At 49.4% G+C, this 20,919-nt stretch carries 29 protein-coding genes and 2 pseudogenes; 14 read left to right on the top strand and 17 right to left on the bottom strand.

Annotated elements, in window-relative coordinates:
* Positions 1–11: 11 nt before the first annotated feature.
* Genes ACFK9X_RS09365 through ACFK9X_RS09355 form a run of 3 tightly spaced genes read right to left on the bottom strand, consistent with a single transcriptional unit; the run spans position 12 to position 1,274 of the window.
* Positions 12–491 carry a lysis protein gene (locus ACFK9X_RS09365; RefSeq protein ID WP_151116246.1) on the bottom strand — a complete coding sequence of 160 codons (480 nt, stop codon included), beginning with the start codon at positions 489–491 and terminating at the stop codon, positions 12–14.
* Between the two features lie 17 nt (positions 492–508).
* Complete coding sequence (locus tag ACFK9X_RS09360; RefSeq protein WP_000984585.1) at positions 509–961, bottom strand: lysozyme; 453 nt, start codon at positions 959–961, stop codon at positions 509–511.
* Complete coding sequence (locus ACFK9X_RS09355; protein ID WP_151117915.1) at positions 945–1,274, bottom strand: phage holin, lambda family; 330 nt, start codon at positions 1,272–1,274, stop codon at positions 945–947. Before ACFK9X_RS09355 ends, ACFK9X_RS09360 begins: the two co-directional genes overlap by 17 nt.
* A 275-nt stretch (positions 1,275–1,549) precedes the next feature.
* On the opposite strand from ACFK9X_RS09355, the gene gtgA reads away from it, so the two are divergent.
* Positions 1,550–2,236, top strand: coding sequence for a type III secretion system effector protease GtgA (gene gtgA, locus ACFK9X_RS09350; protein ID WP_001574215.1), 687 nt, complete (start codon positions 1,550–1,552; stop codon positions 2,234–2,236).
* A gap of 360 nt (positions 2,237–2,596) precedes the next feature.
* Positions 2,597–3,046, top strand: a complete 450-nt coding sequence (locus ACFK9X_RS09345; protein ID WP_000798706.1) for a lipoprotein — start codon at positions 2,597–2,599, stop codon at positions 3,044–3,046.
* Between the two features lie 135 nt (positions 3,047–3,181).
* On the opposite strand, the pseudogene ACFK9X_RS09340 reads toward ACFK9X_RS09345, so the two are convergent.
* From ACFK9X_RS09340 to ACFK9X_RS09280, 13 genes and pseudogenes are all read right to left on the bottom strand, one after another.
* Positions 3,182–3,306: pseudogene (locus ACFK9X_RS09340) on the bottom strand (hypothetical protein).
* A 398-nt stretch (positions 3,307–3,704) separates the two neighbouring features.
* Entirely contained in the window at positions 3,705–4,502 is a 798-nt protein-coding gene (locus ACFK9X_RS09335) for an antitermination protein (protein ID WP_001047630.1), read from the bottom strand.
* On the bottom strand, positions 4,492–4,638 hold the full coding sequence (locus ACFK9X_RS09330; RefSeq protein WP_001617856.1) for a YlcG family protein: 147 nt from the start codon (positions 4,636–4,638) through the stop codon (positions 4,492–4,494). Before ACFK9X_RS09330 ends, ACFK9X_RS09335 begins: the two co-directional genes overlap by 11 nt.
* On the bottom strand, positions 4,635–5,246 hold the full coding sequence (locus tag ACFK9X_RS09325; protein ID WP_151116244.1) for a recombination protein NinG: 612 nt from the start codon (positions 5,244–5,246) through the stop codon (positions 4,635–4,637). Before ACFK9X_RS09325 ends, ACFK9X_RS09330 begins: the two co-directional genes overlap by 4 nt.
* A 2-nt stretch (positions 5,247–5,248) precedes the next feature.
* Entirely contained in the window at positions 5,249–5,455 is a 207-nt protein-coding gene (locus tag ACFK9X_RS09320; RefSeq protein WP_001241019.1) for a hypothetical protein, read from the bottom strand.
* A complete protein-coding gene (locus tag ACFK9X_RS09315) occupies positions 5,455–6,057 on the bottom strand; it encodes a DUF1367 family protein (RefSeq protein WP_001540681.1) in 603 nt (200 codons plus the stop codon). The genes ACFK9X_RS09320 and ACFK9X_RS09315 overlap by 1 nt, the downstream gene beginning before the upstream one ends.
* 34 nt (positions 6,058–6,091) lie before the next feature.
* Positions 6,092–6,340 (bottom strand): hypothetical protein, encoded by a 249-nt coding sequence (locus tag ACFK9X_RS09310; protein ID WP_014343878.1) that lies wholly within the window; start codon positions 6,338–6,340, stop codon positions 6,092–6,094.
* Positions 6,341–6,456: 116 nt separating this feature from the next.
* The gene (locus tag ACFK9X_RS09305; RefSeq protein WP_001217669.1) at positions 6,457–6,690 is read right to left on the bottom strand and encodes a DinI family protein; all 234 of its coding nucleotides are present in this window, start codon (positions 6,688–6,690) and stop codon (positions 6,457–6,459) included.
* A 520-nt stretch (positions 6,691–7,210) separates the two neighbouring features.
* On the bottom strand, positions 7,211–8,008 hold the full coding sequence (locus ACFK9X_RS09300; RefSeq protein ID WP_000664367.1) for a hypothetical protein: 798 nt from the start codon (positions 8,006–8,008) through the stop codon (positions 7,211–7,213).
* A 13-nt stretch (positions 8,009–8,021) separates the two neighbouring features.
* On the bottom strand, positions 8,022–8,717 hold the full coding sequence (locus ACFK9X_RS09295) for a replication protein P (protein ID WP_000801767.1): 696 nt from the start codon (positions 8,715–8,717) through the stop codon (positions 8,022–8,024).
* Positions 8,714–9,550, bottom strand: a complete 837-nt coding sequence (locus ACFK9X_RS09290; RefSeq protein WP_151116242.1) for a replication protein — start codon at positions 9,548–9,550, stop codon at positions 8,714–8,716. The genes ACFK9X_RS09295 and ACFK9X_RS09290 overlap by 4 nt, the downstream gene beginning before the upstream one ends.
* Before the next feature lie 91 nt (positions 9,551–9,641).
* On the bottom strand, positions 9,642–10,016 hold the full coding sequence (locus tag ACFK9X_RS09285) for a CII family transcriptional regulator (RefSeq protein WP_015702794.1): 375 nt from the start codon (positions 10,014–10,016) through the stop codon (positions 9,642–9,644).
* Entirely contained in the window at positions 9,982–10,209 is a 228-nt protein-coding gene (locus tag ACFK9X_RS09280; RefSeq protein ID WP_000145711.1) for a YdaS family helix-turn-helix protein, read from the bottom strand. The genes ACFK9X_RS09285 and ACFK9X_RS09280 overlap by 35 nt, the downstream gene beginning before the upstream one ends.
* Before the next feature lie 13 nt (positions 10,210–10,222).
* On the opposite strand from ACFK9X_RS09280, the gene ACFK9X_RS09275 reads away from it, so the two are divergent.
* From ACFK9X_RS09275 to ACFK9X_RS09265, 3 genes are all read left to right on the top strand, one after another.
* On the top strand, positions 10,223–10,690 hold the full coding sequence (locus ACFK9X_RS09275; RefSeq protein ID WP_001151473.1) for a helix-turn-helix domain-containing protein: 468 nt from the start codon (positions 10,223–10,225) through the stop codon (positions 10,688–10,690).
* Between the two features lie 150 nt (positions 10,691–10,840).
* Positions 10,841–11,314 (top strand): DUF6932 family protein, encoded by a 474-nt coding sequence (locus tag ACFK9X_RS09270; RefSeq protein ID WP_001170496.1) that lies wholly within the window; start codon positions 10,841–10,843, stop codon positions 11,312–11,314.
* Positions 11,311–12,243, top strand: coding sequence for a hypothetical protein (locus ACFK9X_RS09265; protein WP_023185157.1), 933 nt, complete (start codon positions 11,311–11,313; stop codon positions 12,241–12,243). The genes ACFK9X_RS09270 and ACFK9X_RS09265 overlap by 4 nt, the downstream gene beginning before the upstream one ends.
* Before the next feature lie 32 nt (positions 12,244–12,275).
* Here ACFK9X_RS09265 and ACFK9X_RS09260 read toward each other — a convergent pair whose 3' ends face one another.
* Positions 12,276–12,482, bottom strand: coding sequence for a hypothetical protein (locus tag ACFK9X_RS09260; protein WP_000373338.1), 207 nt, complete (start codon positions 12,480–12,482; stop codon positions 12,276–12,278).
* A gap of 250 nt (positions 12,483–12,732) precedes the next feature.
* Between ACFK9X_RS09260 and ACFK9X_RS09255 the strand changes: the two are divergent.
* The 9 genes and pseudogenes from ACFK9X_RS09255 to pncB all read left to right on the top strand — a co-directional run.
* A pseudogene (locus ACFK9X_RS09255) lies at positions 12,733–12,888 on the top strand (hypothetical protein); the annotation flags it as partial.
* Positions 12,881–13,039, top strand: a complete 159-nt coding sequence (locus ACFK9X_RS09250; RefSeq protein WP_000917562.1) for a YdaE family protein — start codon at positions 12,881–12,883, stop codon at positions 13,037–13,039. The pseudogene ACFK9X_RS09255 and the gene ACFK9X_RS09250, both read left to right, overlap by 8 nt.
* A gap of 21 nt (positions 13,040–13,060) precedes the next feature.
* Positions 13,061–13,411 (top strand): hypothetical protein, encoded by a 351-nt coding sequence (locus tag ACFK9X_RS09245; protein WP_001750116.1) that lies wholly within the window; start codon positions 13,061–13,063, stop codon positions 13,409–13,411.
* A gap of 126 nt (positions 13,412–13,537) precedes the next feature.
* On the top strand, positions 13,538–16,465 hold the full coding sequence (locus tag ACFK9X_RS09240) for a RecE family exodeoxyribonuclease (protein WP_151116240.1): 2,928 nt from the start codon (positions 13,538–13,540) through the stop codon (positions 16,463–16,465).
* Positions 16,428–17,585: a RecT family recombinase gene (locus ACFK9X_RS09235; protein WP_151116238.1), complete on the top strand. Its 1,158-nt coding sequence runs from the start codon at positions 16,428–16,430 to the stop codon at positions 17,583–17,585. The genes ACFK9X_RS09240 and ACFK9X_RS09235 overlap by 38 nt, the downstream gene beginning before the upstream one ends.
* Before the next feature lie 42 nt (positions 17,586–17,627).
* Positions 17,628–17,867 (top strand): DUF4060 family protein, encoded by a 240-nt coding sequence (locus ACFK9X_RS09230; RefSeq protein WP_001237031.1) that lies wholly within the window; start codon positions 17,628–17,630, stop codon positions 17,865–17,867.
* 40 nt (positions 17,868–17,907) lie between these two features.
* Complete coding sequence (locus tag ACFK9X_RS09225) at positions 17,908–18,156, top strand: excisionase family protein (RefSeq protein WP_000065276.1); 249 nt, start codon at positions 17,908–17,910, stop codon at positions 18,154–18,156.
* 44 nt (positions 18,157–18,200) lie between these two features.
* The gene (locus ACFK9X_RS09220; protein WP_151116236.1) at positions 18,201–19,493 is read left to right on the top strand and encodes a site-specific integrase; all 1,293 of its coding nucleotides are present in this window, start codon (positions 18,201–18,203) and stop codon (positions 19,491–19,493) included.
* 194 nt (positions 19,494–19,687) lie between these two features.
* Positions 19,688–20,890, top strand: coding sequence for a nicotinate phosphoribosyltransferase (gene pncB, locus ACFK9X_RS09215; RefSeq protein ID WP_000191404.1), 1,203 nt, complete (start codon positions 19,688–19,690; stop codon positions 20,888–20,890).
* Positions 20,891–20,919 lie beyond the last annotated feature (29 nt).

Below are 20,919 nucleotides of genomic sequence, written 5' to 3'. Positions count from 1 at the left end.
TTTTAATACAGTCACCATTGGTTACTAGTTTTTCCTGCATTACCGTGGCATTGGGTGCGAATGTACGCCTGCGCCCCTTCCAGTTGCTTTTGCATCGTCTTCACTCGCTCTTTGAGGGCGAAATAATCCCGTTGAGCGGAGTCTGCCAGTCTGGGGCTGGCTGCATTATCCATGCGGGCGGTGGAGGTGGATTTACCTGTCGGCACTGCGGGGCATGTTGCGTTGACGTACAGGCGACGGCGGCCAGCGGCAACATCATCGCGCAAAGCATCATTCTCAGCTTTCGCATCGGCTAATTCCTTCGTGTATTTTTCATCGAGGGCGGCAACGTCACGCTGGCGCTTAGTCATGTCGGTAATTGTCGCGTTCGCCAGCGTCAGCCTATGAGTAACGGTGTCGCGCTGCTCTTTGTAGGCGCTGGCATTATTTCGGTAGTGATTTGCCAGCAGACCGGCAACAATTAGCGAGACGAGCAACAGGCCAACAAACATCGTTTTCCAGTTGAACATCATGACAGGAACAGAGCACGCTCCGCCTCACGCCGACGGGTAAGCCCGTTCAGGGCTTTCCCACCAGCCTTATTCCAGCGCAGGAACTCATCAGCGGCACCAGCGTAATCACCAGCGTTTAGCTTCCGCAGCAGAGTTGATGTGGATAATGTCCGGGCGCCGAGGTTGTACGCGAACGACACCAGCGCATCAAACTGGCCTTGCGTCAACTTGACCTTAACCAGTCTGGACACATCATTTTCATAACCGACTAAACCAGTTTTAAGCAAGCGCTCGGCAGTAGCCTCGTCAATCATCATTCCGGGCTTAACTGGCTTACCGTCAACAGAGTGGGTCCAGCCATAACCAATCGTCCAGGGATCTCCCCCCGTTCCCGGGTCCGGATAAGCTGTCAGGCTACAACCTTCAAACTCTTTGATTAGGGTAATGCCTTTTTCACTGATTCTCATCATTAACCCCTGCACGTTTTTTGAGTGCGCTAATTGCGATTTCGCGCAGCTTGTCCACACCGACAAAGCCAATAATTCCGCCAACGAAAGGCGAAATGGAAACCGGCAGGCCTACCACATCAAGCGCACTGGTGACACATAAGGAAAGAGCGCCACACAGGACGCCCTCAAACCATTTATTTTTACGGGTGGCGCCGTCGTATATCAGTCGGCCGTAGGCAATGAGTCCGGCCATTAACGCCCCAAGTATCTGGGGCCACGCATTTTTGAGTCCGGTCAAAACCGCAGCCCAGAATTCAGGAGTCTTGTCATTCATTTTCATAAGCCTCACCTCCGATGATTTCGGATGGTAACTAGAGTGAGTGAAATGGTTGGGTTGCAGGGTTTAATATCTTGTAAAACAGGATTGCCTGTGGTTGCAGAATCTGAAAGTAAAATCACGCAGAGTACAATTTTAATGGAGGTGAGGCACAAATACTGCAAATTTAGCTTTTAGCTTAATTGATTGCGTGCTGAGTGAATTCTGTTTGACAAAAACATGCTATTTATAGAATGTTAATTCCATGTAATAAAAAGGATGTGTAACTCATCATGCCAACGGGAATTAAACCAATATTTATCAATAATATGATGTCAACATATGGATTATCCCATCCTCATGACAGCAAGGTATTTCCAGACCTTCCAGAACACCAAGATAATCCTTCGCAATTACGCCTCCAACATGATGGTCTTGCTACCGATGATAAAGCCAGGCTGGAACCAATGTGTCTTGCTGAATACCTTATCTCTGGACCAGGAGGAATGGATCCTGATATCGAAATTGATGATGATACCTATGATGAATGCCGTGAGGTGCTATCACGCATACTTGAAGATGCATACACTCAAAGCGGGACATTCCGCAGACTGATGAATTATGCCTACGATCAGGAATTGCGTGATGTAGAACAACGCTGGTTGCTGGGAGCCGGAGAAAACTTTGGTACTACCGTAACTGATGAGGACCTGGAGAGTTCAGAAGGCAGAAAAGTGATTGCCCTCAACCTGGATGATACAGACGATGATTCAATACCAGAGTACTATGAAAGTAATGATGGCCCACAACAATTTGATACAACACGCTCATTTATTCACGAAGTTGTACACGCGTTGACTCACCTTCAGGACAAAGAAGACAGTAATCCAAGAGGCCCGGTAGTCGAGTATACCAATATCATTTTAAAAGAGATGGGTCACACATCACCACCAAGAATCGCCTACGAATTTAGTAATTGACACTCATCAAAAAATGCAAAATCCCACGATGCTACAACACAGTAACCAGTTCAGGTCTGAGCTAATACAGGTCAGCAGTCCATAGACACTGGCTCCTGTCAGGATGCCACCTGCTAACCCAGTACCAGAAATCGATTCGGACATTCATCCCCCTCTGGTTGTGTGGGGCCTCTCAGTTATGAGGGGAAATAATAAATATCCTCCGGCTATGCCGGAGGATATTTATTCATAAAGAACACAATTAAGAATAATACCGATTTAATTAAAATAACTTGATCTCACAGTTGAAGAATGAATAATAGCGAGCCCTGCCAAGGCAGGGCATAGAAATAACCAACGAGAAGAAATAGGTAGGAACTAATGAAAAACACCGCTCTGGGTAAGTTCATTTTTATCGTCGGCACCGCGTTACTGCTCGGTGGCTGTAGTGGCATGGTCATGCCTCCCTATGCCACCCACGGTACATCGGTCGGAATCATTGCGCCGGCGGGAGGCTATAGCGAGTGGCACACGGATAGCCGCAACCACACCACAGGAGACAGTCACAGCCAGTCACAGGGAAACTGCACCCAAAGTGAAGATAGCCAGCTCAGCGAAAATGGTCTCACACGGACACACCAAAGCAACTGTAACACCCGTAGTCAAACCCACAGCAGTAGCACCAGCAAAACCCGCTCCAGCAGCGTCGGTTTCAGCGTCGGGGGGCCTGTTGGTGCTAGCATAGGGTTGATCAAGCAGATGGAGTCGATGAACCGTGCGCCAGCCAACGATATGAGTAGTAATGAGATGTTCAAGAATTTCGGTTTCTAGCACATAACGCCACCTGGTACCGTTGTGGTGTCTGGCCCGGCGGCTATCTGTAACGACTCACAATCGAAAAAAGTCAGACTCGCAATCAGCGCAAATTTTGGCTCACAATAACTGCAACTGAAATCGGACGTGGACTCACGCTAAGTGAGAGCGAAATCCGACGCTCAGAGCCAAATGAGAAGTTTTTCCATTGGCAGTAATTGTGAGCCAGCAAAAATAGATTGTGAGTCCATTGAATGGGGATCGTTGTGCATTTTCATAAGCCTCACCTCCGATAGCTCGGATGGCGCAGTGTGAAGTAGGAAGGCCGCCCGGTGGATCAACGACAAAACTCAGAGGGATTATTCCGGACGGCACAAACAGAAAAGCCCCGGCAATCACCGAGGCTTAAATTGTTGCCGGTTACCGCTCCGGCGCGATCAGCAAAAGCTATCGCGGTATCAGATTGTGGTCCTGCCTGTGTGAGCTTTGCGGTCGGCTGGAACATGTAGACTCCGCATCACTCCCCGCACTTTGTCTTATTGGCGTCGGGAATCCATAAAAGAAAACCCCGCCGAGGCGAGGTTCTTAATTCTTGTAACGTCACAGGCATAATAACCCATCGTTGGAATCAGGTTAGCCATTTTCCGTTAAGTTTGCAATAGCTAAATTATTTTGGTCATCGAGTCACGTTTCCCAGAACCTTTTCTGCATACGATTCCTCAATATGGCAATGCTCCACCAGCCGATCGAAAAACAGTTTATAGTTGTACCGCCATACCATTTCCGTTACTCCTAGTGCTTTAAAAATCTCGGTATCTTTGAGACGTGGGTAGCCTCTTCCCTTGCATCTTGGGCATTTTTTATAAACCGGCACGCCCTGCAACTCAGATTTTTTCTTATCGAGAATTTCTCCGCGTCCCCGGCAACGACATTCATTTTTCACATGGCCTTTGCCATCACACGCCTTACACACTACGCGTACCTGCTCACGAACTGATTTCCACACCTCCCAGTCGGACGGAGAAATACCTTTCGTATCTTTTACCCATTTTGGTGGCTTACCATCCGGATAGGTAACCTTGTTCGTGAAAACCTCAGCATCAATTAATTTAGCACCATGACAGCTACTGCACGTCACCAGGCTGGCCGCGCTGAGGGAATAATCGCGAAATACATAACGCGCCATAGTGTCGAGAAATTTTGAACGCTTACCCTCTTCCATTTTCCGTAATGCCCCATGCCGTTCTGCACGCTGCTCTGCTAATAGCCTGATATAGGCGATGATATTTTCAGAAGATAAAACCCCAGCTTTTGCAAGATACAATTCAATACCCACTGCGGCTTTTGCAGTAAGTAGCCCGAGGGATGCCATTACGTCAGTAATAGTCAGCGTATCAGACGTTATTCCGCATGGTACTGCGCCGGGCATCATGGATTTAGGTGAAAAATATTTCGGTAAGGACTCAAGATTCATTTCGATGCTCCCGTTTTGCTTCAATGCGGACGTAATTACGAAGAATGCGGTATGCCACAGGAAAAGATCCCCGGTATCGATAAATTCGGAGACGCAACCAGCGCATGCGGAGTATCTCGATCAGTTCTGGTTTCATGCGGCCTCCAGCTTTTTTAGCGCACGCAGATCCGCCAGAGCCGCGAGCCTGACTTCCTTCAGCTCCTCGACCGTCCAGCGGTGCGGGGTGTTATTGTTCTCGAGTGCCAGCACCGCCGCCTCACCGTAACGCTCAACCAGCGCGGTACGATATGCTTCGATGTTCCCTGATTTGTAGACGTTGCAGACATCACACTGAAGATGGATGTTGAAACGAGTGAAGCGCAGATGCCCCGCGGCGGCCGTAGCCCTGTAATGGCCTGCATGCCATGCGAACGCCGTCTTCGTTCCACAGGAGATGCAACCGAGTCCTTCTGCCAGTTCGGTTTCGCGGCAACTGTCATTTACGGCGCGCTGCGTCAAGTCAATCCAGTGCTTCAGCGGCTTAACCGGGGCTTTCCGCTGGCGCCAGGTGGCGCGTTCTTTTTTCTCAGCGGCGCGCTGAAGGGATTGCGCCTTACGTTGCGCGGCTTCGCGAGCTTTTCTGGTTTGTTCTTTGCCGACGGCGCTGGCGCACTGGTACGAGCAAACGATCTGCCCCTCGCGTATCGGGTGAAACCACTGGCGGCATTCTTTGTTTGCGCACTTACGGCGCGGTAATTTAGCCATGTTCACCCCCAGACCTTTTGGCGTAAGGATTTTGGCGTCCGCACCCGGTGTGCATATTCAGGTAATTTCGCGCTGACAGTCCAGGTAATGAAGTCAGGGTTCAGGCTCTTTTCTGTCCTTACGCCCCGCTTCTGATAATCCGATATCAGCGTGTCGGCCTGCTCGGTTGTGCAGTCATGATGATGGAACCAGGAGTATTTCATCGCCATCACCCCGCAAAGCTCATGAGCTGGGCGGCGGCGTTCTCGGCCTCGCGCTGAGTACGGAATGTACGTGATAAAATCCAGCGCCAGAGAACATCAAGCGCAGATTTATACAACTGCTGAAATTCGACCTCATCCATACTGGAAAAAGCGATGCTGCGGGGATGTTTGCGAAGGGTGCCGTCCGGTAGCTGGATGGCGTCATAGTGACCAGCCTCAACCGTCACCCATGCGCGGTAGGCATCGAATGATTTACACAGGCTAATCCCGTTTGTTACCCGGCGGTTTGCAATCTGTTCCAGATACTGTTCAGCCGCATCCAGTAATGCGCTTTCATTCCCGCCATATGCAGCGAGAAACTTTGCATAACCGTTTACCAGTTTGCGCTCATTGGCAGAAATGGCGCCGCCGGTGGGTTCCCAGTATTCAAACCCAAGATTAAGCAACGCGAAAAAGCGGCGATGGAATACAGGATTCCTCACCTGACGGAACTCAGCCACCAGCACGGCGCCGAGTTTGATTTTTGATTGCAGAATATCACTGGTCTCCGGCGTTGCGGGGATCAGAATTCCAGATGACTGCTTGATGAGTTGTAATTCGTGCGCCATGGTATTCTCCGTGGCGCAGAAGGTTAACGGTTGTTCAGGCCGTTGATTTCATATTATCAGAAGGTGGTGTTACCCGGTAGCCGAGACGGCGAATAAAATGCATAAAACCGTTGGGAGTAAAAACTTCTTCATCATCCAGCAAAGGACGCATAGATACCATGCCATTTACACGATAGATAAGATGCCTGCCTGATGATGGAAAGCTAAACACCACGCAGCCATCAGATCTTCTTACAATGTCATACCAGCTATCTTCTGACTTTTGCAAAGCTGAATTACTCAATTTTTGTTCTCCCTTCAGGCGATGTACAGACGCGGTTAAAAATTGTCGGCAGCAGCATCAAAGGGATACGCAAATTGCGGTATTCTGAAAAATGCGCGCCAGCATTAAGCGCAATGTTAATAAAACCAGTCGTCAGCGCTTTCCCACGTTTCCTGCAGGATGCTCTGTATACGTTTTTTATCGCCATCAGCAGCACCGACGATACTCAGACCATCCTGACTGCCTCGACGGATGGTTAAGTTGCAGTTTTCATACTGATTCTGGAGACGGGTAATTAATTCTTTTTCAAGTGCAGGAACGGCACCTTCCGGAAGCTGTTTTGTCCGGCTGATAACAAGTTCAATTCTCATAATTCCCTCTACATTTAACTACTGTATATAAACACAGTATACCTGTTAGAAAGAATATTCAAGAGGTGAATAGCACTTTTTGCAAAAGCTAGCATGTTGTTTCATATCAGATTTTAGGCGGAAAAACCCGCCGAAGCGGGTTATGACGCAACACTTCATGCCGGAGTTTTCCTTTCTGTCTTGTTGTGAACCTCCCAGAGACTAATGCCACAACTGAACACAAACTCAGCCAGATAATTTAAGCCGGACCATTCCCGGATGCCGCCGCGCGCCGCTTCCACAAATACAGCGATATCCTGATCACGCCACACTCCAAACAGGCGCCAGCCGCCACTGTCAGTCTTAACGGCTGCTATACGCGTCAGAACACCAGTCTGGTACAGGTCAGTGAACGCAGGTTTCTTCCTGATTATTATTCGCATATCTACAAACCTAAGAAATGTTGATTACAAACCACTGATTCGTATTTTTTGATTTTACACTAATGCCGATCACAGGACCGGCATGTAGATACGGGACATTAGCTCTGCTCTGGTTTTGGTGCGGTATCCACCATCGCGCAATATATTTCCCGAAACTGAACACAGAATGCGGTTGGATCTTTACTGTCGAAAACCACATCATCACATTCCATCGCTGCCGCTATCATTTCGTCCGTTGGTTCAACGGGGACAAGTGCGTAACCATCCGGAATTACCGGAGAGTTGCCAGCCAGCGCTTCTTGCAGCCGTTCAAGCTTCACGTATTCCTGAACGCAAGTTCCCGAGTAGTTATTTAGCCAGATGGTCGCCTTTTCTGGGTTAGGCGTATAAGTAACCACTTCTCCCGATTTCCAGTACAGGGCGTACAGGTCAGCGACTGCCTTAACCTTTGCGTATAGCAACTCATCACGATTACTTACAGGTTTGCTACCCTGAAGCATGGCAGCGCGACAGGCGTTCCAGATTTTCTGAGCCAAAAACTTATCGCCAATGTTATGAGCCAGCAGACTGACAATTTGATCCGCCAGGCCTTTTGGCATTTCCTCCGGCACTACCGGCGCTGGTGCTGCGGAGTAGAAATACGGCCTGATAGTCCACTTTTTATTCCAGAAGTCCCGCGTTTTCTCGGCCTCCTCAAGCGTTGCAACACTACAGCCAACCTTTCCGCACTCTTTGATGACGTGGTATCCGGCTGGCTCTTGGTATTTCAGCCCCGCATTCTCCGCTACCAGCGCCGCGCATCTGGCTTCCAGTGCCGCTATAGTAGTTACGTGTTCAGCATTACGTTCTGCAAGCTGATTCATGGTTAAACCATCAGTTATTCCACGTTCTTTCATTTGGTTGCTCCTGTTAAATCAGACCGGCGTCTTTGCGTTGTTTGTATTTCGCCATTAACAACTCGGCTGGCGTTGGACCGCGATCCCGCGACGGCGCGGATAAAGCGCGACGAACAGGCGGTATGGGTTTACCTGCAAGAGCTCGCTTTTCCCAGTCATGCAGGATGTCGCCAGCGGCCCGGATAAGTTCCTTTTCACTTAATTGCCCCTCAGTTCCACGGCGGCGCAGCTCCAGGCAGACGTGGTAATACAGCGGATTTTTATCTCTCCAGGGGAACTGCTCACTGGTCGGATAACGGAAAACCAGCTTTCTCCAACGCCAGTATTCGTCCATGATGTCGTCAACACTGACCCCTAGTGCTCCACTCCCCTCACGGCACCACGAAATAAACTGACCTGGCGACGGCCAGAACGGAGACTGGCTGGAACGGGCTTTCTGCATTCCGGCGGATAGCTGCTTGCGGGTGCGGATGCCATTTTCTGAAAATGCCGCTATCCACTGCTGCTTAGCTACTCGCTCGTCAGCATCGGAGCGGAGATTGGTTTGCGTCGCGGCCGGGAAAATCTGCTTCAGTTGCATGAACAGCGCGTCAACAAGGCGCTCAGCGTCTGAATTCACAACCCGGCCATGCTCAGGGTTACCCCTGGCTATGCTTGCCATCGCTGCGCCATCCCGATTGTTTATTGCGCGGTAGAGTTCAGGTTTCATAGGAAATCCCTCCATGCATCCGGGCTGTTCCAGTGGATACTTTCCTGATCGGTATCTCTGCTGCGCTTCGCCTGTCCGTCAGGTTCGAACAGACCCTGCCAGCCATTCGCAATACTGCGGTTAATAATTTCTTCAGGTGTGTATCCGTTCAGCCTGCAGCGGTCGAGCAGGTTGATAGCCTGCGTCACGGTCTGCTGAGACTTGATCGGCTTTTTCAGGTCACGGCGGTATTCAACCCATGAAGACCAGGTGATCGAAGACAGCCAGTCAGGCAACTGAACACTTGATGCATCGAACGAAACCGCCCGGGGGGGTTTAGGGGGTTTATTACTATTGTCTTTACTGTCTTTTGTAATAGTGTCTTTTGTGTTTACCTGATTTGGGTAATAGCCGTTACCTGATTCGGGTAAACTTTTCTTACCTGATTCAGGTAAATTTACCTTTTCCAGGTAAGGTTTTTTTTCTGTACCTTTTACAGGTAAAGATGACCATTCGCTGACCGTTTTATTAATCCCGATAACACGACCGGTTTGAGTTAATATCCCCCGCTTAACCAGGGCGCTTTTTGCAGATGAGCACTTATGAGGGAGAATGCCGGTCAGCACCGAGAGCTGCTCGTTACTGACCCAGTCAGATTTCTTATTGAAGCCGTATGTTTTGCGCATGACAGCCATGAACACCAAAAGCTGATGCTGCGACAAACCTGCATGCATTACAGCCTCAAGGATCTCATTGGCGATGCGCGTAAACCCATCATCGAGCTCTGCCACGCGCGGCTCCTTATGTGCCACGTCAGGCACAGGAAAATTGATTACTTCAGCAGTGTTTGCCATAATTACTCCTGTGAATTGATCCAGTTAATTCCACCAGAAAGCCGTTGGTGACCCCTCACCGCGGCTTTCGCCTTTTTGGTTGCTACCATTTTCAGTCCCACCCCAGCGCATCCGGCCTGGCTCGTTCAGCCTTTAGCCCGGCATCAGCGAGAATCTCTACGGCTGTGAGATAGTTTCTGGATACCAGTACCGCTTCCGGTGGCGCGGCCTGAATCCCAAGAAAAGCCAGCTCTTTCGCCATGTTGCAGAAATATCCCTCAGCTTTACGCCTGCTGACTGTCGACTCGCTGATGCCCATATGCTCGGCGTATGATTTCTGCCCTACTGATGCAAGCCGGTTGAGCAGGACACTCTCTATCTCAATCGGGTTGATTTCTGGTGGGTCTAACTTTCGTGCAATTGCGTTCTCCATGGGTAAATATCCTCTATGGTTATTTGGCTGATGCCTCTTGGCTTGGTAATGCATCTGTTGGATTTGGATACAAGTCAGGCCGTAACTCATGTGGCGTAACACCTGTAAGTTCGAAAACTGAACGAATGTGATCGGGGGGAATCCCGGTCTTTTTCCAGTTGGAAATTGTCATTTTTGAAAATCCAAGCGCTCTTCCAAGAGCAGCCCCTGTTCCAAATTTTTGAATTGCTTTTTCAATACCAGTCATAGGACCTCCTTAGATGGCAAAAGTAAATCATCATTTTACCAACAAGTCAAACTACGCATGCCTACCTACAAGTAAAGCAATCATTTACAATGCGGTGATGAGCGATAACACACTGACGAATGGCCTGATCTCCAGGCTGGCAGAGTTAAATAAGAAGGGTTTCTCTAAAACAGAGATGGCCAGGGTAGCTGGTGTCAGCAAACAAGCAGTTTCCAGTTGGTTCAAAACAGGAAGAATTAGTAAAAGCTCCGCATTAGCTATCGCTGATGCTGCTGGCGTATCAATTCCGTGGCTGCTTGGTGAGGATGTCGGAGAGAAAGACGGACTTAAACCTGACGAACAGCGCCTGCTTGAGCTCTATCGCCAGTTACCGGAAGAAGAGCAGCAGAACATGTTGCGGATCGTATCTCTGCGATTGAAAGAACTCGACGAACTGTATGCGAAGTACATGGGGCGAAGGATTAGAAGCGAACCAGAATAATACATTTATTTTCAAATGGTTAGTATGATGTAAATTTATTATCGTGTGCCTAACAAGTAAGGCACATTTTTCACGACGCATACGAAAATAACACTTAGGTCAAAAACTCGACACTACACAAAAACATAAATACTTACAGCAAGGCAATGCATGCAAAAGTTGTGTTTTCCCCCGTTACTTACCGCGGGTTTCCATGATTTTGATGACGATGGACTGAAGCGTTTATGTGTTGATAGCTTTCCAAAGTCATTGCGTCGAAATGATTTGTACTGTAAATATATACAGTACATGAAATTCATTCGCGACATTAACCTGCAAATAAAATGTTTTAGCGAAGTTTGGATAGATGGTTCGTTTACTACAGAAAAACCAGAGCCAGATGATATTGATTTACTTTTAGTTTTAGATTATCAAGCATTGAATCAGTTACCTTCTACATTGCATGGTCAAGTAGGAGCAATGCTGGATCGTCAATACGTAAAGCAGAATTTTGATATTGATGTTCTGCTCTTGGCTGAAAACCACCCTCAAGTTAACTATAGTGAGAGAAGAAGTTACTGGCGCGGTTGGTTTGGTTTTGATCGTAAGGAGAATCCAAAGGGTTTGGTGAGGATCATGCTATGAACGATGATAAAATTTTCAAGTCATTAAATGACAGAATTGCTTTCGTTCAGCGTGAGGTTGACTCTCTTTCCCTAACGAGTAACCACACTTTTGCTGATAGAGTTTTATTCAACTCTATGGATTCTCATTTAAGCGATTTACTGGAAGAAAAACGTCACATCGAGTCGAGACACCCACTGGTTGACTTCATGGAGTTGCGCCTCAGAGGGGCTTTGGTTGATTTTGGAACAATTCCTTTAGAGCTTCTTTCTGCATTATCTGGCAGCCTGGCTGGGCTAATTCAAAAAGCGACACACAGAATCTCAAGCGGTAAAGACTCCAGTAGAGTACCGCAAAGTATAAGAACACAACTAGATATGCGGCTTGCTGACTTAACACCAGGCTCAACAAGGTTAGCTATCACCTTTTCAACAGGATCGTGTGAATTAGTTGATACTGTTTCGAGCCACGCTGTTAAGGAGATTTTTTCACTTTTAGGCACAGATAATGACGTTGAGTTCATCTCGAAAATTGCTGAAATAGGTACAAATTCTGCCGCCAGTTTGCAAAAAATTGCCCAAGAATGTGAAAAAAACAACTTAAACTTTGATCTTAGTTGGGTTGGCCCTCTTAGTAATGGAAAACGCCATGTTTCATTGAACAATGAACGTTTACGTAAGTTATCTCAGCGCCTAATGACCACACATGTATCCAAACCTTACGATGAGATTATTACCGGTGAATTAGCTTTATTATCTATGTTCGGGAAATTGGAAATAGTCAATGAATTCGGCAAGTTTAAATGCTCATATCCTATTGAAATGCTTGGTAACTTACAAAGTAAATATAAGGTAGGGGAGCGTGTTAGCGTGATTGCGACGGTTACAGAAATACACAACGAGAGACTGAATTACGTCAAGAAAAATCTTATGATTAAAAGTTTCCAGTAAAGTTTTGACTCCCGGCCTTCGCGCCGGGTTTTTTATTGCCCTTTTCTCACCATAGCAGCCGCATCCCGTAATACACCTTTGTGAATAACGTTCCCGACTCTCCTCCGCTTCTCCTCCAGACGTTCAACGATTGCATCACGGTTAATCACTACGCCGTCGATTATCAATTCGACCACTGCGCCGCCAATCTCACCCGCAATGAATGCCGCACGGTCTTCTTCCAGCTCGTCACGATCCATAACCACCCCTTACTGATGTTTTTTTAATCATATACATATTGAGCGGCTACACATAGTTCAAAAATGAACACGCTTGTTGTACAGCCTTGCCTTACACTTCAATTCCGCATTGGCTGACTATAAAGTAAAATAATGCCTTACTTATTCCATAGCAACAACGAACCACCGAGGCAGGACGCCCACGAACTAGCCGCCCGGGGCATACGAAGACCGGAATGAGGTGGAAAAGTTAACGCGCAGAAGGTGATAAACGTTCCGCTGGCCGGCGATAAGGCAAACGAGGGTGAGAATGATTGATTTCGCACGTAAACCAGCTCGACAGCAGGCCGTCCCGCTCAACCGGATTGAGGTTTTAATCCGCCGCCTCTGCTACCTGCTGGCGCAGAAAGGAGATCCGGATGCTTAAACAATGCGGTTACTGCCGCAAATCCATTGATGAAGGCAAAGAAGTAAAAAACACCCTTCTCTATCTCAACGGCTCGCAACTGGCGCGCAAAGAAAAGGAATATTGTTCCAGGCAGTGCGCTGAATACGACCAGATGGCGCACGAAAGTTAAATAGTAGTTCCGAAATATGAAATGAAAAATTCGCCATTAATTTGGCGTGGCTTCCTACACCCTGAATTTAAGACTGGAGAAATTATGGAAATCGTAAAAATAGAAATGAACCTGAAAGCAGTTAATAAGAGCATTGCTTTATTCAATTGCGAAAAGAAAGTCTCAGGCGTTATTCACTCAAATTCAACTGGCGAAACCACTGTGATTCTCGACGGTGGATATGTACTCGGAAAGTTCGACTGTCCTCATTGTGCTGTAGAAGCCATTTCGCTGCTCACAGTCAAGGTAAGTGATGGAGAACAAGCAGGGTTTGGTAATTACCGAAGTTACAAGCTTGATTACTCAGAAAAATTTTATCAGACCATCCATTAAGAAAACGCCCACCGAAGCGGGCGTGCCCTGTCCGGTCCAACCGACCAAAGCGAACCGGACCTAACAACCAGATATATCGGGGTGCTGTTAAGGCACCTCCATTCTACACGAATTGAGGACAAAACAATGAGTGGAATTAATCCTGTATTTTTAGTCCGCAAAGCAAAGAAATCATCAGGCCAGAAAGACGCTGTACTCTGGTGCAGTGATGATTTTGAAGCGGCAAATGCAACACTGGATTATCTTCTGATTAAATCCGGTGCGAAGCTGAAAGATTATTTCAAAGCTGTCGCTACTAATTTCCCTGTCGTTAACGAGCTGCCGCCGGAAGGCGAACTGAGCCTCACTTTCTGCGATTACTATCAACTCGCTAAAGACAATATGACCTGGACGCAAATCCCCGGCGTCACCCTGCCATCATCTGAAGCCGCCGCCGCGGCGCGCCAGCATATCGTCGATGGTGTTGATACCGAAACAGGCGAAGTGCTGGAAGACCACACCGAAAATTTTGGTAACGAAAGCAACAGCCCTGCCCAGGCAACAGCCCCAGCCCCCGAGCTGACTGTTGTCGCAACTATGCCTCTCCGTCACCGCGTTCTTGCTCAGTACATAGGTGAAGGTGAGTATCTTTATCACGTCGACGCCTCCCAGAAAAAAGAAATTCTGCGTCTCGAAATGGACACCGATAATTCATATGTCCAGAACCTGCTGCTTGCCGCCGAGAATGTTGAAGCGTTCAAGAAAGCCATTGAACATGACATTCACAAAATAGTGAATGCCGTTAAAAAAATATTCCCTGTCGATGGAAAAACTCCTGAACTGGCGACTGTTATCCAGTTCCTTAAAACATGGTTCGAGACGGAGCATATCGATCGCGGTTTGCTCGTTAAGGAGTGGGCGAAAGGCAACCGTGTATCGGCTATTCAACGCACTGAAAGCGGCGCCAACGCTGGCGGTGGCAATAAGACTGACCGTAACCCTGATTACGAACATACTCTCGATACTCTGGACGTAGAGATTGCAATGGCCACTTTGCCTATGGACTTTAATATCTATGAGCTACCTGGCAGCGTTTACCGTCGCGCAAAAGAAATCGTAAAGAAAAAGGAAAGTCCGTTCAAAGAATGGTCCGCAGCACTTCGCGCAACGCCCGGTATCCTGGATTATTCCCGCGCCGCTATTTTCGCGCTGATCCGAAGCGCGCACCCTGAGTTTTATCACTACCCCGGACGCCTTCAGGGGTATATCAACGCCAACTTAACGGAGACTGATCACGAGAACCCCACCGAGGAAGCTCTCACGGCTGCCCGACACACTCCGGAAAAAGACGCGGTAGAAGAAGCCAACCGACAGCTTGCCGCCGCGCGCGGTGAATATGTGGAAGGCATCAGCGACCCGAACGACCCAAAATGGGTGAAGACCGGGACAAGCCAGCCGACCACCGAACCTGAACTGGTTAAAAATGTTGGCAACGGTATTTTCGACGTGTCCGCTTTAATGCAGAACTCATCAACTCATGGCACAGAAACGAATCCGGAGACCACCAGCAATGTGCAGGTTCAAAAAGCTGACAGTGATGAAAAACAGGCTGGTGATGCGGTGCAGGCAGGCGAAGGCGATCTGGGTACTGGTAAAGAAGCCGTTACCGTAGAGAACCAGAATCAGGCTGAGACGCACCAGAACAACGATTCTGTGAGCCAATCTGAACCTGAGGCGCAACAAAACGTACCGGAATCGCAACAAGAAGAGCCAGAAGCAGCCTGGCCGGAATACTTCGAGCCGGGCCGCTATGAAGGTGTACCAAACGAGGTTTACCACGCCGCCAACGGGATCAGCTCAACTCAGGTGAAAGATGCTCGCGTGTCGCTGATGTACTTTAACGCGCGTCACGTAGAGAAGACTATCGTCAAAGAGCGCTCTCCAGTGCTTGATATGGGCAACCTGGTACATGTTCTGGCTCTACAGCCGGAAAACCTCGAAGCGGAGTTCAGCGTAGAGCCGGAGATCCCTGAGGGTGCTTTCAACACCACCGCCACCCTGCGCGAGTTCATCGACGCGCACAACGCCAGCCTGCCAGCGCTGCTGAGTGCTGACGATATCAAAGCGCTGCTGGAAGAGTACAACGCCACCCTGCCGTCGCAGATGCCGCTTGGAGCTTCGGTAGATGAAACCTATGCATCGTATGAGCAGCTTCCCGAAGAATTCCAGCGCATTGAAAACGGCACCAAACATACAGCCACGGCGATGAAAGCCTGCATCAAAGAGTACAACGCCACCCTGCCCGCGCCGGTTAAAACCAGCGGCAGCCGTGACGCGCTGCTGGAGCAACTGGCAATAATCAACCCTGACCTGGTCGCTCAGGAAGCGCAAAAATCGTCGCCGTTGAAAGTCTCTGGCACGAAGGCCGATCTGATTCAGGCCGTGAAATCAGTCAACCCGGCAGCGGTATTCGCCGACGAATTGCTGGATGCGTGGCGGGAGAACACCGAAGGGAAAGTGCTGGTCACCCGCCAACAGCTCAGCACCGCGCTGAACATTCAGAAAGCCCTGCTGGAGCACCCGACCGCCGGCAAATTGCTGACTCACCCAAGCCGCGCTGTCGAGGTTAGCTATTTTGGGATTGATGAGGAAACCGGGTTGGAAGTTCGGGTACGCCCTGACCTTGAGCTCGATATGGGCGGCCTGCGCATTGGCGCCGACCTGAAAACTATCAGCATGTGGAACATCAAGCAGGAAGGCCTGCGTGCGAAGTTGCACCGGGAAATCATCGATCGGGACTATCACCTGAGCGCGGCCATGTACTGCGAAACTGCGGCGCTGGACCAGTTTTTCTGGATTTTCGTCAACAAAGACGAGAACTACCACTGGGTCGCCATCATTGAGGCGTCTACCGAGTTGCTGGAACTTGGCATGCTGGAATACCGCAAAACAATGCGAGAGATAGCAAACGGCTTCGACACTGGTGAATGGTCAGCGCCTATCACAGAAGACTACACCGACGAACTGAACGATTTTGATGTGCGCCGCCTTGAAGCGTTGCGCGTACAGGCATAAGGGGAAAATCATGGAAAACACAAATATTGTTACCACTGAGCAGCAGGCACCAAACACCATTTCTGCCAGTAACGCAATTTTTAACGTTCAGGCACTGGGTCAGTTAACAGCTTTCGCTAACCCGATGGCAGACTCACAGGTGACGGTACCGGCACACCTTGCAGGGAAACCAGCCGACTGTATGGCTATCGTCATGCAGGCTATGCAATGGGGCATGAATCCTTACGCTGTGGCTCAGAAAACACACCTGGTTAACGGTGTTCTTGGTTACGAGGCACAACTGGTCAACGCAGTAATCGCAAGCTCCAGTGCCATTCATGGCCGTTTTCATTACCGCTATGGGGGTGACTGGGAGCGCTGCACCAGGACACAGGAAATCACACGCGATAAAAACGGTAAAAATGGGAAGTACACCGTCACTGAGCGCGTTCGTGGCTGGACGGATGAGGACGAGATCGGCCTGTTCGTTCAGGTTGGTGCCATTCTGCGAGGTGAATCTGAAATCACCTGGGGAGAACCTCTTTACCTCTCCGGCGTTGTTACCTGCAATTCTCCGCTATGGGTTTCAAACCCTAAACAGCAAATTGCCTATCTGGGCGTTAAATATTGGGCTCGCCTGTACTGCCCGGAAGTGATCCTCGGCGTGTACAGCCCTGATGAGGTTGAGCAACGAGAAGAACGCGAGATTAACCCTGCTCCAGTCCAGCGCATGAGCGTACAGGAAATCACCAGCGAGGTTAGCACCAGGACCAGCGCGCAGGAGTCGGCAGCTAACGTTGATGCTGTTGCCGACGATCTTCGCGAACGCATTGATACAGCAAGTTCCGTTGATCAGGCAAAAGCAATCCGTGCGGATATCGAATCACAGAAAGCGTTGCTGGGTACTGCGCTGTTCACCGAATTAAAAAACAAAGCAGTGAAGCGCTATTACCAGGTCGATGCACAGAACAAAGTCGAGGCAGTGATCAACTCAATTCCAAACCCTGGCGAACCGGAAGCCGCAGAGATGTTTGCTAAAGCTGAAAGCACGCTTGGCGCTGCTAAACGTCATCTTGGCGACGAACTGCACGATAAGTACCGCGTCACCCTGGATGATATGAAACCGGAATACATCGGCTAATTGCATCGGGAGGGGTTACGCCCTCCCGCCTGAGGAGGTTTTATGCGCCTTATAAATCGCAGTAAGCAATCGCCATTGGGCCGTCGCGCATGTGATGTTGCACTGGCAGCGCATCATGAGAAGTTCGGCGATTACGGCAGACAAAAGCACGTTACCAATTACACCGTTGTAGTGGATGGCGTAAAGGTTCCTGTCGAAGTAGTTAACCGGGCCACCAGCTACGTAGCCACCGCAATGATCGGCGTCCGGAAACTTAGAAATCTGCCAGCACAGGCAAACTGAATATTAGCGATGGCCCGCTGCGGGGCCACTGGAGAAAACGATGAGCAACATTATCCAACTGACGCCAAACAAGTGGGTTAGCGAAAAAGTTCTGATTGCGGTTACCGGGCTTAAGCCCGGAACCATTACCCGCGCCAGAAAAGAATCCTGGATGCTGGGCCGCGAGTACCTGCACATTTCACCAGACGGAAATCCGAAGCCTTCGAGCGAATGCATATACAACAGAGAAGCCGTTGATCAGTGGATCGAGGCGCAGAAAAAAAATCAACCAGGTGCGAAGACAACATGAAAAGCAGTACACTCGTCAATGCTCCTGGACGTCAGGAGGGATTAATGGCTAATGCATCATACCCGACAGGCGTCGAAAACCACGGCGGTTCGCTCCGCATCTGGTTTCTGTATAAAGGTAAACGTGTCAGGGAAAACCTTGGTATCCCTGACACTGCAAAAAATCGCAAGATAGCTGACGAACTGCGTTCTTCGGTTTGTTTTGCGATAAGGATGGGGAATTTTAACTATGTGGAAAAATTCCCAAACTCACCGAACCTTGCCCGGTTCGGTCAGGATAGAAAGGAAATTACTGTGCTGGAGCTTACCGAAAGATGGTCCGAGCTGAAGAGAATGGAGATCAGCTCTAATACCATGAGTAGGTACGAATCTATCATAAAAAACATGCTTCCACTCATCGGCGAAAACAAAATGGTTTCTGCGGTGACTACTGAGGATTTGCTGTATGTCAGGAAGAAGTTGCTGACGGGCTTTCAGGTAATGAAGAAGGATCACCGGACTCAGGTTAAAGGCCGGAAATCGTCCACAGTGAATAATTACATGATGCTGATGGCCGAGATCTTCCAGTTTGGAACAGATAACGGCTATGCAAAGGAAAACCCGTTTAGCGGAATTAACCGTCTCAAGAAAGCGAAAGGGGAACCAGATCCACTCACGACAGACGAGTTCATCAGGTTTATCCAGGCATGCGGCCACCAGCAGATGAGAAATCTCTGGTCACTGGCAGTCTATACCGGAATGAGGCATGGGGAGTTGTGCGGTCTGGCCTGGGAAGATATCGATCTGCATGCCGGGACGATCATTGTGAAGCGCAACCTTACCCAGACGGATGAGTTCACCCTGCCAAAAACCGACGCAGGTACTGACAGGGTGATATATCTCATTCAACCAGCTATTGATGCCCTGAGGAATCAGGCCCAGTTGACACGCCTTGGCCGGCAGTTTGAGGTTGAAGTGAAGTTGCGGGAATATGAACAATCTGTCATTCAGCCCTGCACGTTCGTATTCAGCCCTCAATGCGTCAAACGTGGACCTCGCACAGGATATCACTACGCGGTTAATTCCATTAATAAAATTTGGGCCCCGATAATCAAGCGTGCCGGCATTCGTTACCGTAACGCGTATCAGTCACGACATACCTATGCATGCTGGTCATTATCAGCTGGTGCTAACCCAAACTTTATAGCAACGCAGATGGGGCATACCGATGCACAGATGGTTTACAAGGTGTATGGAAAGTGGATGTCAGAGAAGAGCGCAGAACAGGTTTCTCTGCTCAACCAGGCACTTTCCCGATATGCCCCATCACTGCCCCAAAGCATGGTAGCAGCGCAGTAGAAATCCTTAAATTCAAGGGGTTAGCAGTCGCATCGCTACATTTTTATAACATGGGGCACGAAATGCGCTCGACCCTAAAGACAGCTTATGGTGTGATCGGGGTTCAATAAATCGCTAAACAAGGTATACTCCAGCGGTTTTCTTAGTTGTTTATTGTACTAAACGCTCCCGTGAGAGGACGCAACAGCGCACCTATGACACAATTCGCTTCTCCTGTTCTGCACTCGTTGCTGGATACAGATGCTTATAAGTTGCATATGCAGCAAGCCGTTTTTCACCACTACTATGATGTGCAGGTAGCGGCTGAGTTTCGTTGCCGTGGCGACGACCTGCTGGGTATTTATGCCGATGCTATTCGCGAGCAGGTGGACGCGATGCAGCACCTGCGCCTCCAGGAGGACGAGTTCCAGTGGCTCTCCGGCCTGCCCTTTTTTAAACCGGATTATCTGAACTGGTTACGCGAGTTTCGCTATAACCCAGCTCAAGTCTGTGTCACCAACGATAACGGCAAGCTGAATATTCGCTTAACCGGCCCGTGGCGTGAAGTCATTATGTGGGAAGTGCCGCTGCTGGCCGTGATCAGTGAGCTGGTTCATCACTACCGCTCGCCAAACGCGGGCGTTGATCAGGCGCTCGACGCGCTGGAAAGTAAGCTGGTTGATTTCACTGCGTTAACCGCCAATCTCGATATGTCCCGCTTCCACCTGATGGACTTCGGCACCCGCCGCCGTTTCTCTCGTGAAGTGCAGCAGGCGATAGTTAAACGTCTCCAGCAGGAGTCATGGTTCGTCGGCACCAGCAACTATGATCTCGCGCGTCGCCTGGCGCTGACGCCGATGGGCACTCAGGCGCACGAATGGTTCCAGGCGCATCAACAAATCAGTCCGGACCTGGCGACCAGCCAGCGTGCCGCGTTGGCCGCCTGGCTTAACGAATATCCGGACCAGCTTGGTATCGCCTTGACAGATTGCATTACAATGGATGCGTTTTTACGCGATTTCGGCATTGAATTCGCCAGCCGTTATCAGGGGTTACGCCACGACTCAGGAGACCCTGTCGCATGGGGCGAAAAGGCGATTGCCCATTATGAAAAGCTGGGGATTGATCCGCTGACAAAAACGCTGGTCTTTTCAGATAACCTTGATCTGCCAAAGGCGGTCGAGCTCTATCGCCATTTCGCCTCTCGCGTGCAGTTAAGCTTCGGCATCGGTACCCGCCTGACCTGCGATATCCCTCAGGTAAAACCGCTCAATATCGTGATTAAACTCGTGGAATGTAACGGAAAGCCGGTGGCTAAACTTTCCGACAGCCCCGGTAAAACGATCTGTCATGATAAAGCGTTTGTGCGCGCGCTGCGTAAAGCGTTCGATCTCCCGCAGGTGCGTAAAGCAAGTTAACCATGCCTGTGCGAAGCGCCCGGAAAGTG

It is taken from the genome of Salmonella sp. WC3, assembly GCF_042932255.1.
GTDB lineage: Bacteria > Pseudomonadota > Gammaproteobacteria > Enterobacterales > Enterobacteriaceae > Salmonella > Salmonella enterica.
Note: the sequence above shows the minus strand (reverse complement) of the source record. Positions and strands in the feature narration are given on the sequence as shown.

Excerpts from the sequence above, each read along its gene's own strand:
- ACFK9X_RS09300 (WP_000664367.1), bottom strand. The coding sequence starts at position 8,008 with ATGAAAGAACGTGGAATAACTGATGGTTTAACCATGAATCAGCTTGCA.
- ACFK9X_RS09250 (WP_000917562.1), top strand. The coding sequence starts at position 12,881 with ATGCTTAAACAATGCGGTTACTGCCGCAAATCCATTGATGAAGGCAAA.
- ACFK9X_RS09365 (WP_151116246.1), bottom strand. The coding sequence starts at position 491 with ATGTTTGTTGGCCTGTTGCTCGTCTCGCTAATTGTTGCCGGTCTGCTG.
- ACFK9X_RS09330 (WP_001617856.1), bottom strand. The coding sequence starts at position 4,638 with ATGAAACCAGAACTGATCGAGATACTCCGCATGCGCTGGTTGCGTCTC.
- ACFK9X_RS09275 (WP_001151473.1), top strand. The coding sequence starts at position 10,223 with ATGGCAAAAGTAAATCATCATTTTACCAACAAGTCAAACTACGCATGC.
- ACFK9X_RS09290 (WP_151116242.1), bottom strand. The coding sequence starts at position 9,550 with ATGGCAAACACTGCTGAAGTAATCAATTTTCCTGTGCCTGACGTGGCA.
- ACFK9X_RS09270 (WP_001170496.1), top strand. The coding sequence starts at position 10,841 with ATGCAAAAGTTGTGTTTTCCCCCGTTACTTACCGCGGGTTTCCATGAT.
- ACFK9X_RS09360 (WP_000984585.1), bottom strand. The coding sequence starts at position 961 with ATGATGAGAATCAGTGAAAAAGGCATTACCCTAATCAAAGAGTTTGAA.
- ACFK9X_RS09335 (WP_001047630.1), bottom strand. The coding sequence starts at position 4,502 with ATGAATCTTGAGTCCTTACCGAAATATTTTTCACCTAAATCCATGATG.
- ACFK9X_RS09245 (WP_001750116.1), top strand. The coding sequence starts at position 13,061 with ATGAAAAATTCGCCATTAATTTGGCGTGGCTTCCTACACCCTGAATTT.
- ACFK9X_RS09265 (WP_023185157.1), top strand. The coding sequence starts at position 11,311 with ATGAACGATGATAAAATTTTCAAGTCATTAAATGACAGAATTGCTTTC.
- ACFK9X_RS09260 (WP_000373338.1), bottom strand. The coding sequence starts at position 12,482 with ATGGATCGTGACGAGCTGGAAGAAGACCGTGCGGCATTCATTGCGGGT.
- ACFK9X_RS09225 (WP_000065276.1), top strand. The coding sequence starts at position 17,908 with ATGAGCAACATTATCCAACTGACGCCAAACAAGTGGGTTAGCGAAAAA.
- ACFK9X_RS09235 (WP_151116238.1), top strand. The coding sequence starts at position 16,428 with ATGTGCGCCGCCTTGAAGCGTTGCGCGTACAGGCATAAGGGGAAAATC.
- ACFK9X_RS09355 (WP_151117915.1), bottom strand. The coding sequence starts at position 1,274 with ATGAATGACAAGACTCCTGAATTCTGGGCTGCGGTTTTGACCGGACTC.
- ACFK9X_RS09285 (WP_015702794.1), bottom strand. The coding sequence starts at position 10,016 with ATGCATTACCAAGCCAAGAGGCATCAGCCAAATAACCATAGAGGATAT.
- ACFK9X_RS09320 (WP_001241019.1), bottom strand. The coding sequence starts at position 5,455 with ATGGCGATGAAATACTCCTGGTTCCATCATCATGACTGCACAACCGAG.
- pncB (WP_000191404.1), top strand. The coding sequence starts at position 19,688 with ATGACACAATTCGCTTCTCCTGTTCTGCACTCGTTGCTGGATACAGAT.
- ACFK9X_RS09325 (WP_151116244.1), bottom strand. The coding sequence starts at position 5,246 with ATGGCTAAATTACCGCGCCGTAAGTGCGCAAACAAAGAATGCCGCCAG.
- gtgA (WP_001574215.1), top strand. The coding sequence starts at position 1,550 with ATGCCAACGGGAATTAAACCAATATTTATCAATAATATGATGTCAACA.
- ACFK9X_RS09345 (WP_000798706.1), top strand. The coding sequence starts at position 2,597 with ATGAAAAACACCGCTCTGGGTAAGTTCATTTTTATCGTCGGCACCGCG.
- ACFK9X_RS09295 (WP_000801767.1), bottom strand. The coding sequence starts at position 8,717 with ATGAAACCTGAACTCTACCGCGCAATAAACAATCGGGATGGCGCAGCG.
- ACFK9X_RS09240 (WP_151116240.1), top strand. The coding sequence starts at position 13,538 with ATGAGTGGAATTAATCCTGTATTTTTAGTCCGCAAAGCAAAGAAATCA.
- ACFK9X_RS09230 (WP_001237031.1), top strand. The coding sequence starts at position 17,628 with ATGCGCCTTATAAATCGCAGTAAGCAATCGCCATTGGGCCGTCGCGCA.
- ACFK9X_RS09280 (WP_000145711.1), bottom strand. The coding sequence starts at position 10,209 with ATGACTGGTATTGAAAAAGCAATTCAAAAATTTGGAACAGGGGCTGCT.
- ACFK9X_RS09220 (WP_151116236.1), top strand. The coding sequence starts at position 18,201 with ATGGCTAATGCATCATACCCGACAGGCGTCGAAAACCACGGCGGTTCG.
- ACFK9X_RS09305 (WP_001217669.1), bottom strand. The coding sequence starts at position 6,690 with ATGAGAATTGAACTTGTTATCAGCCGGACAAAACAGCTTCCGGAAGGT.
- ACFK9X_RS09315 (WP_001540681.1), bottom strand. The coding sequence starts at position 6,057 with ATGGCGCACGAATTACAACTCATCAAGCAGTCATCTGGAATTCTGATC.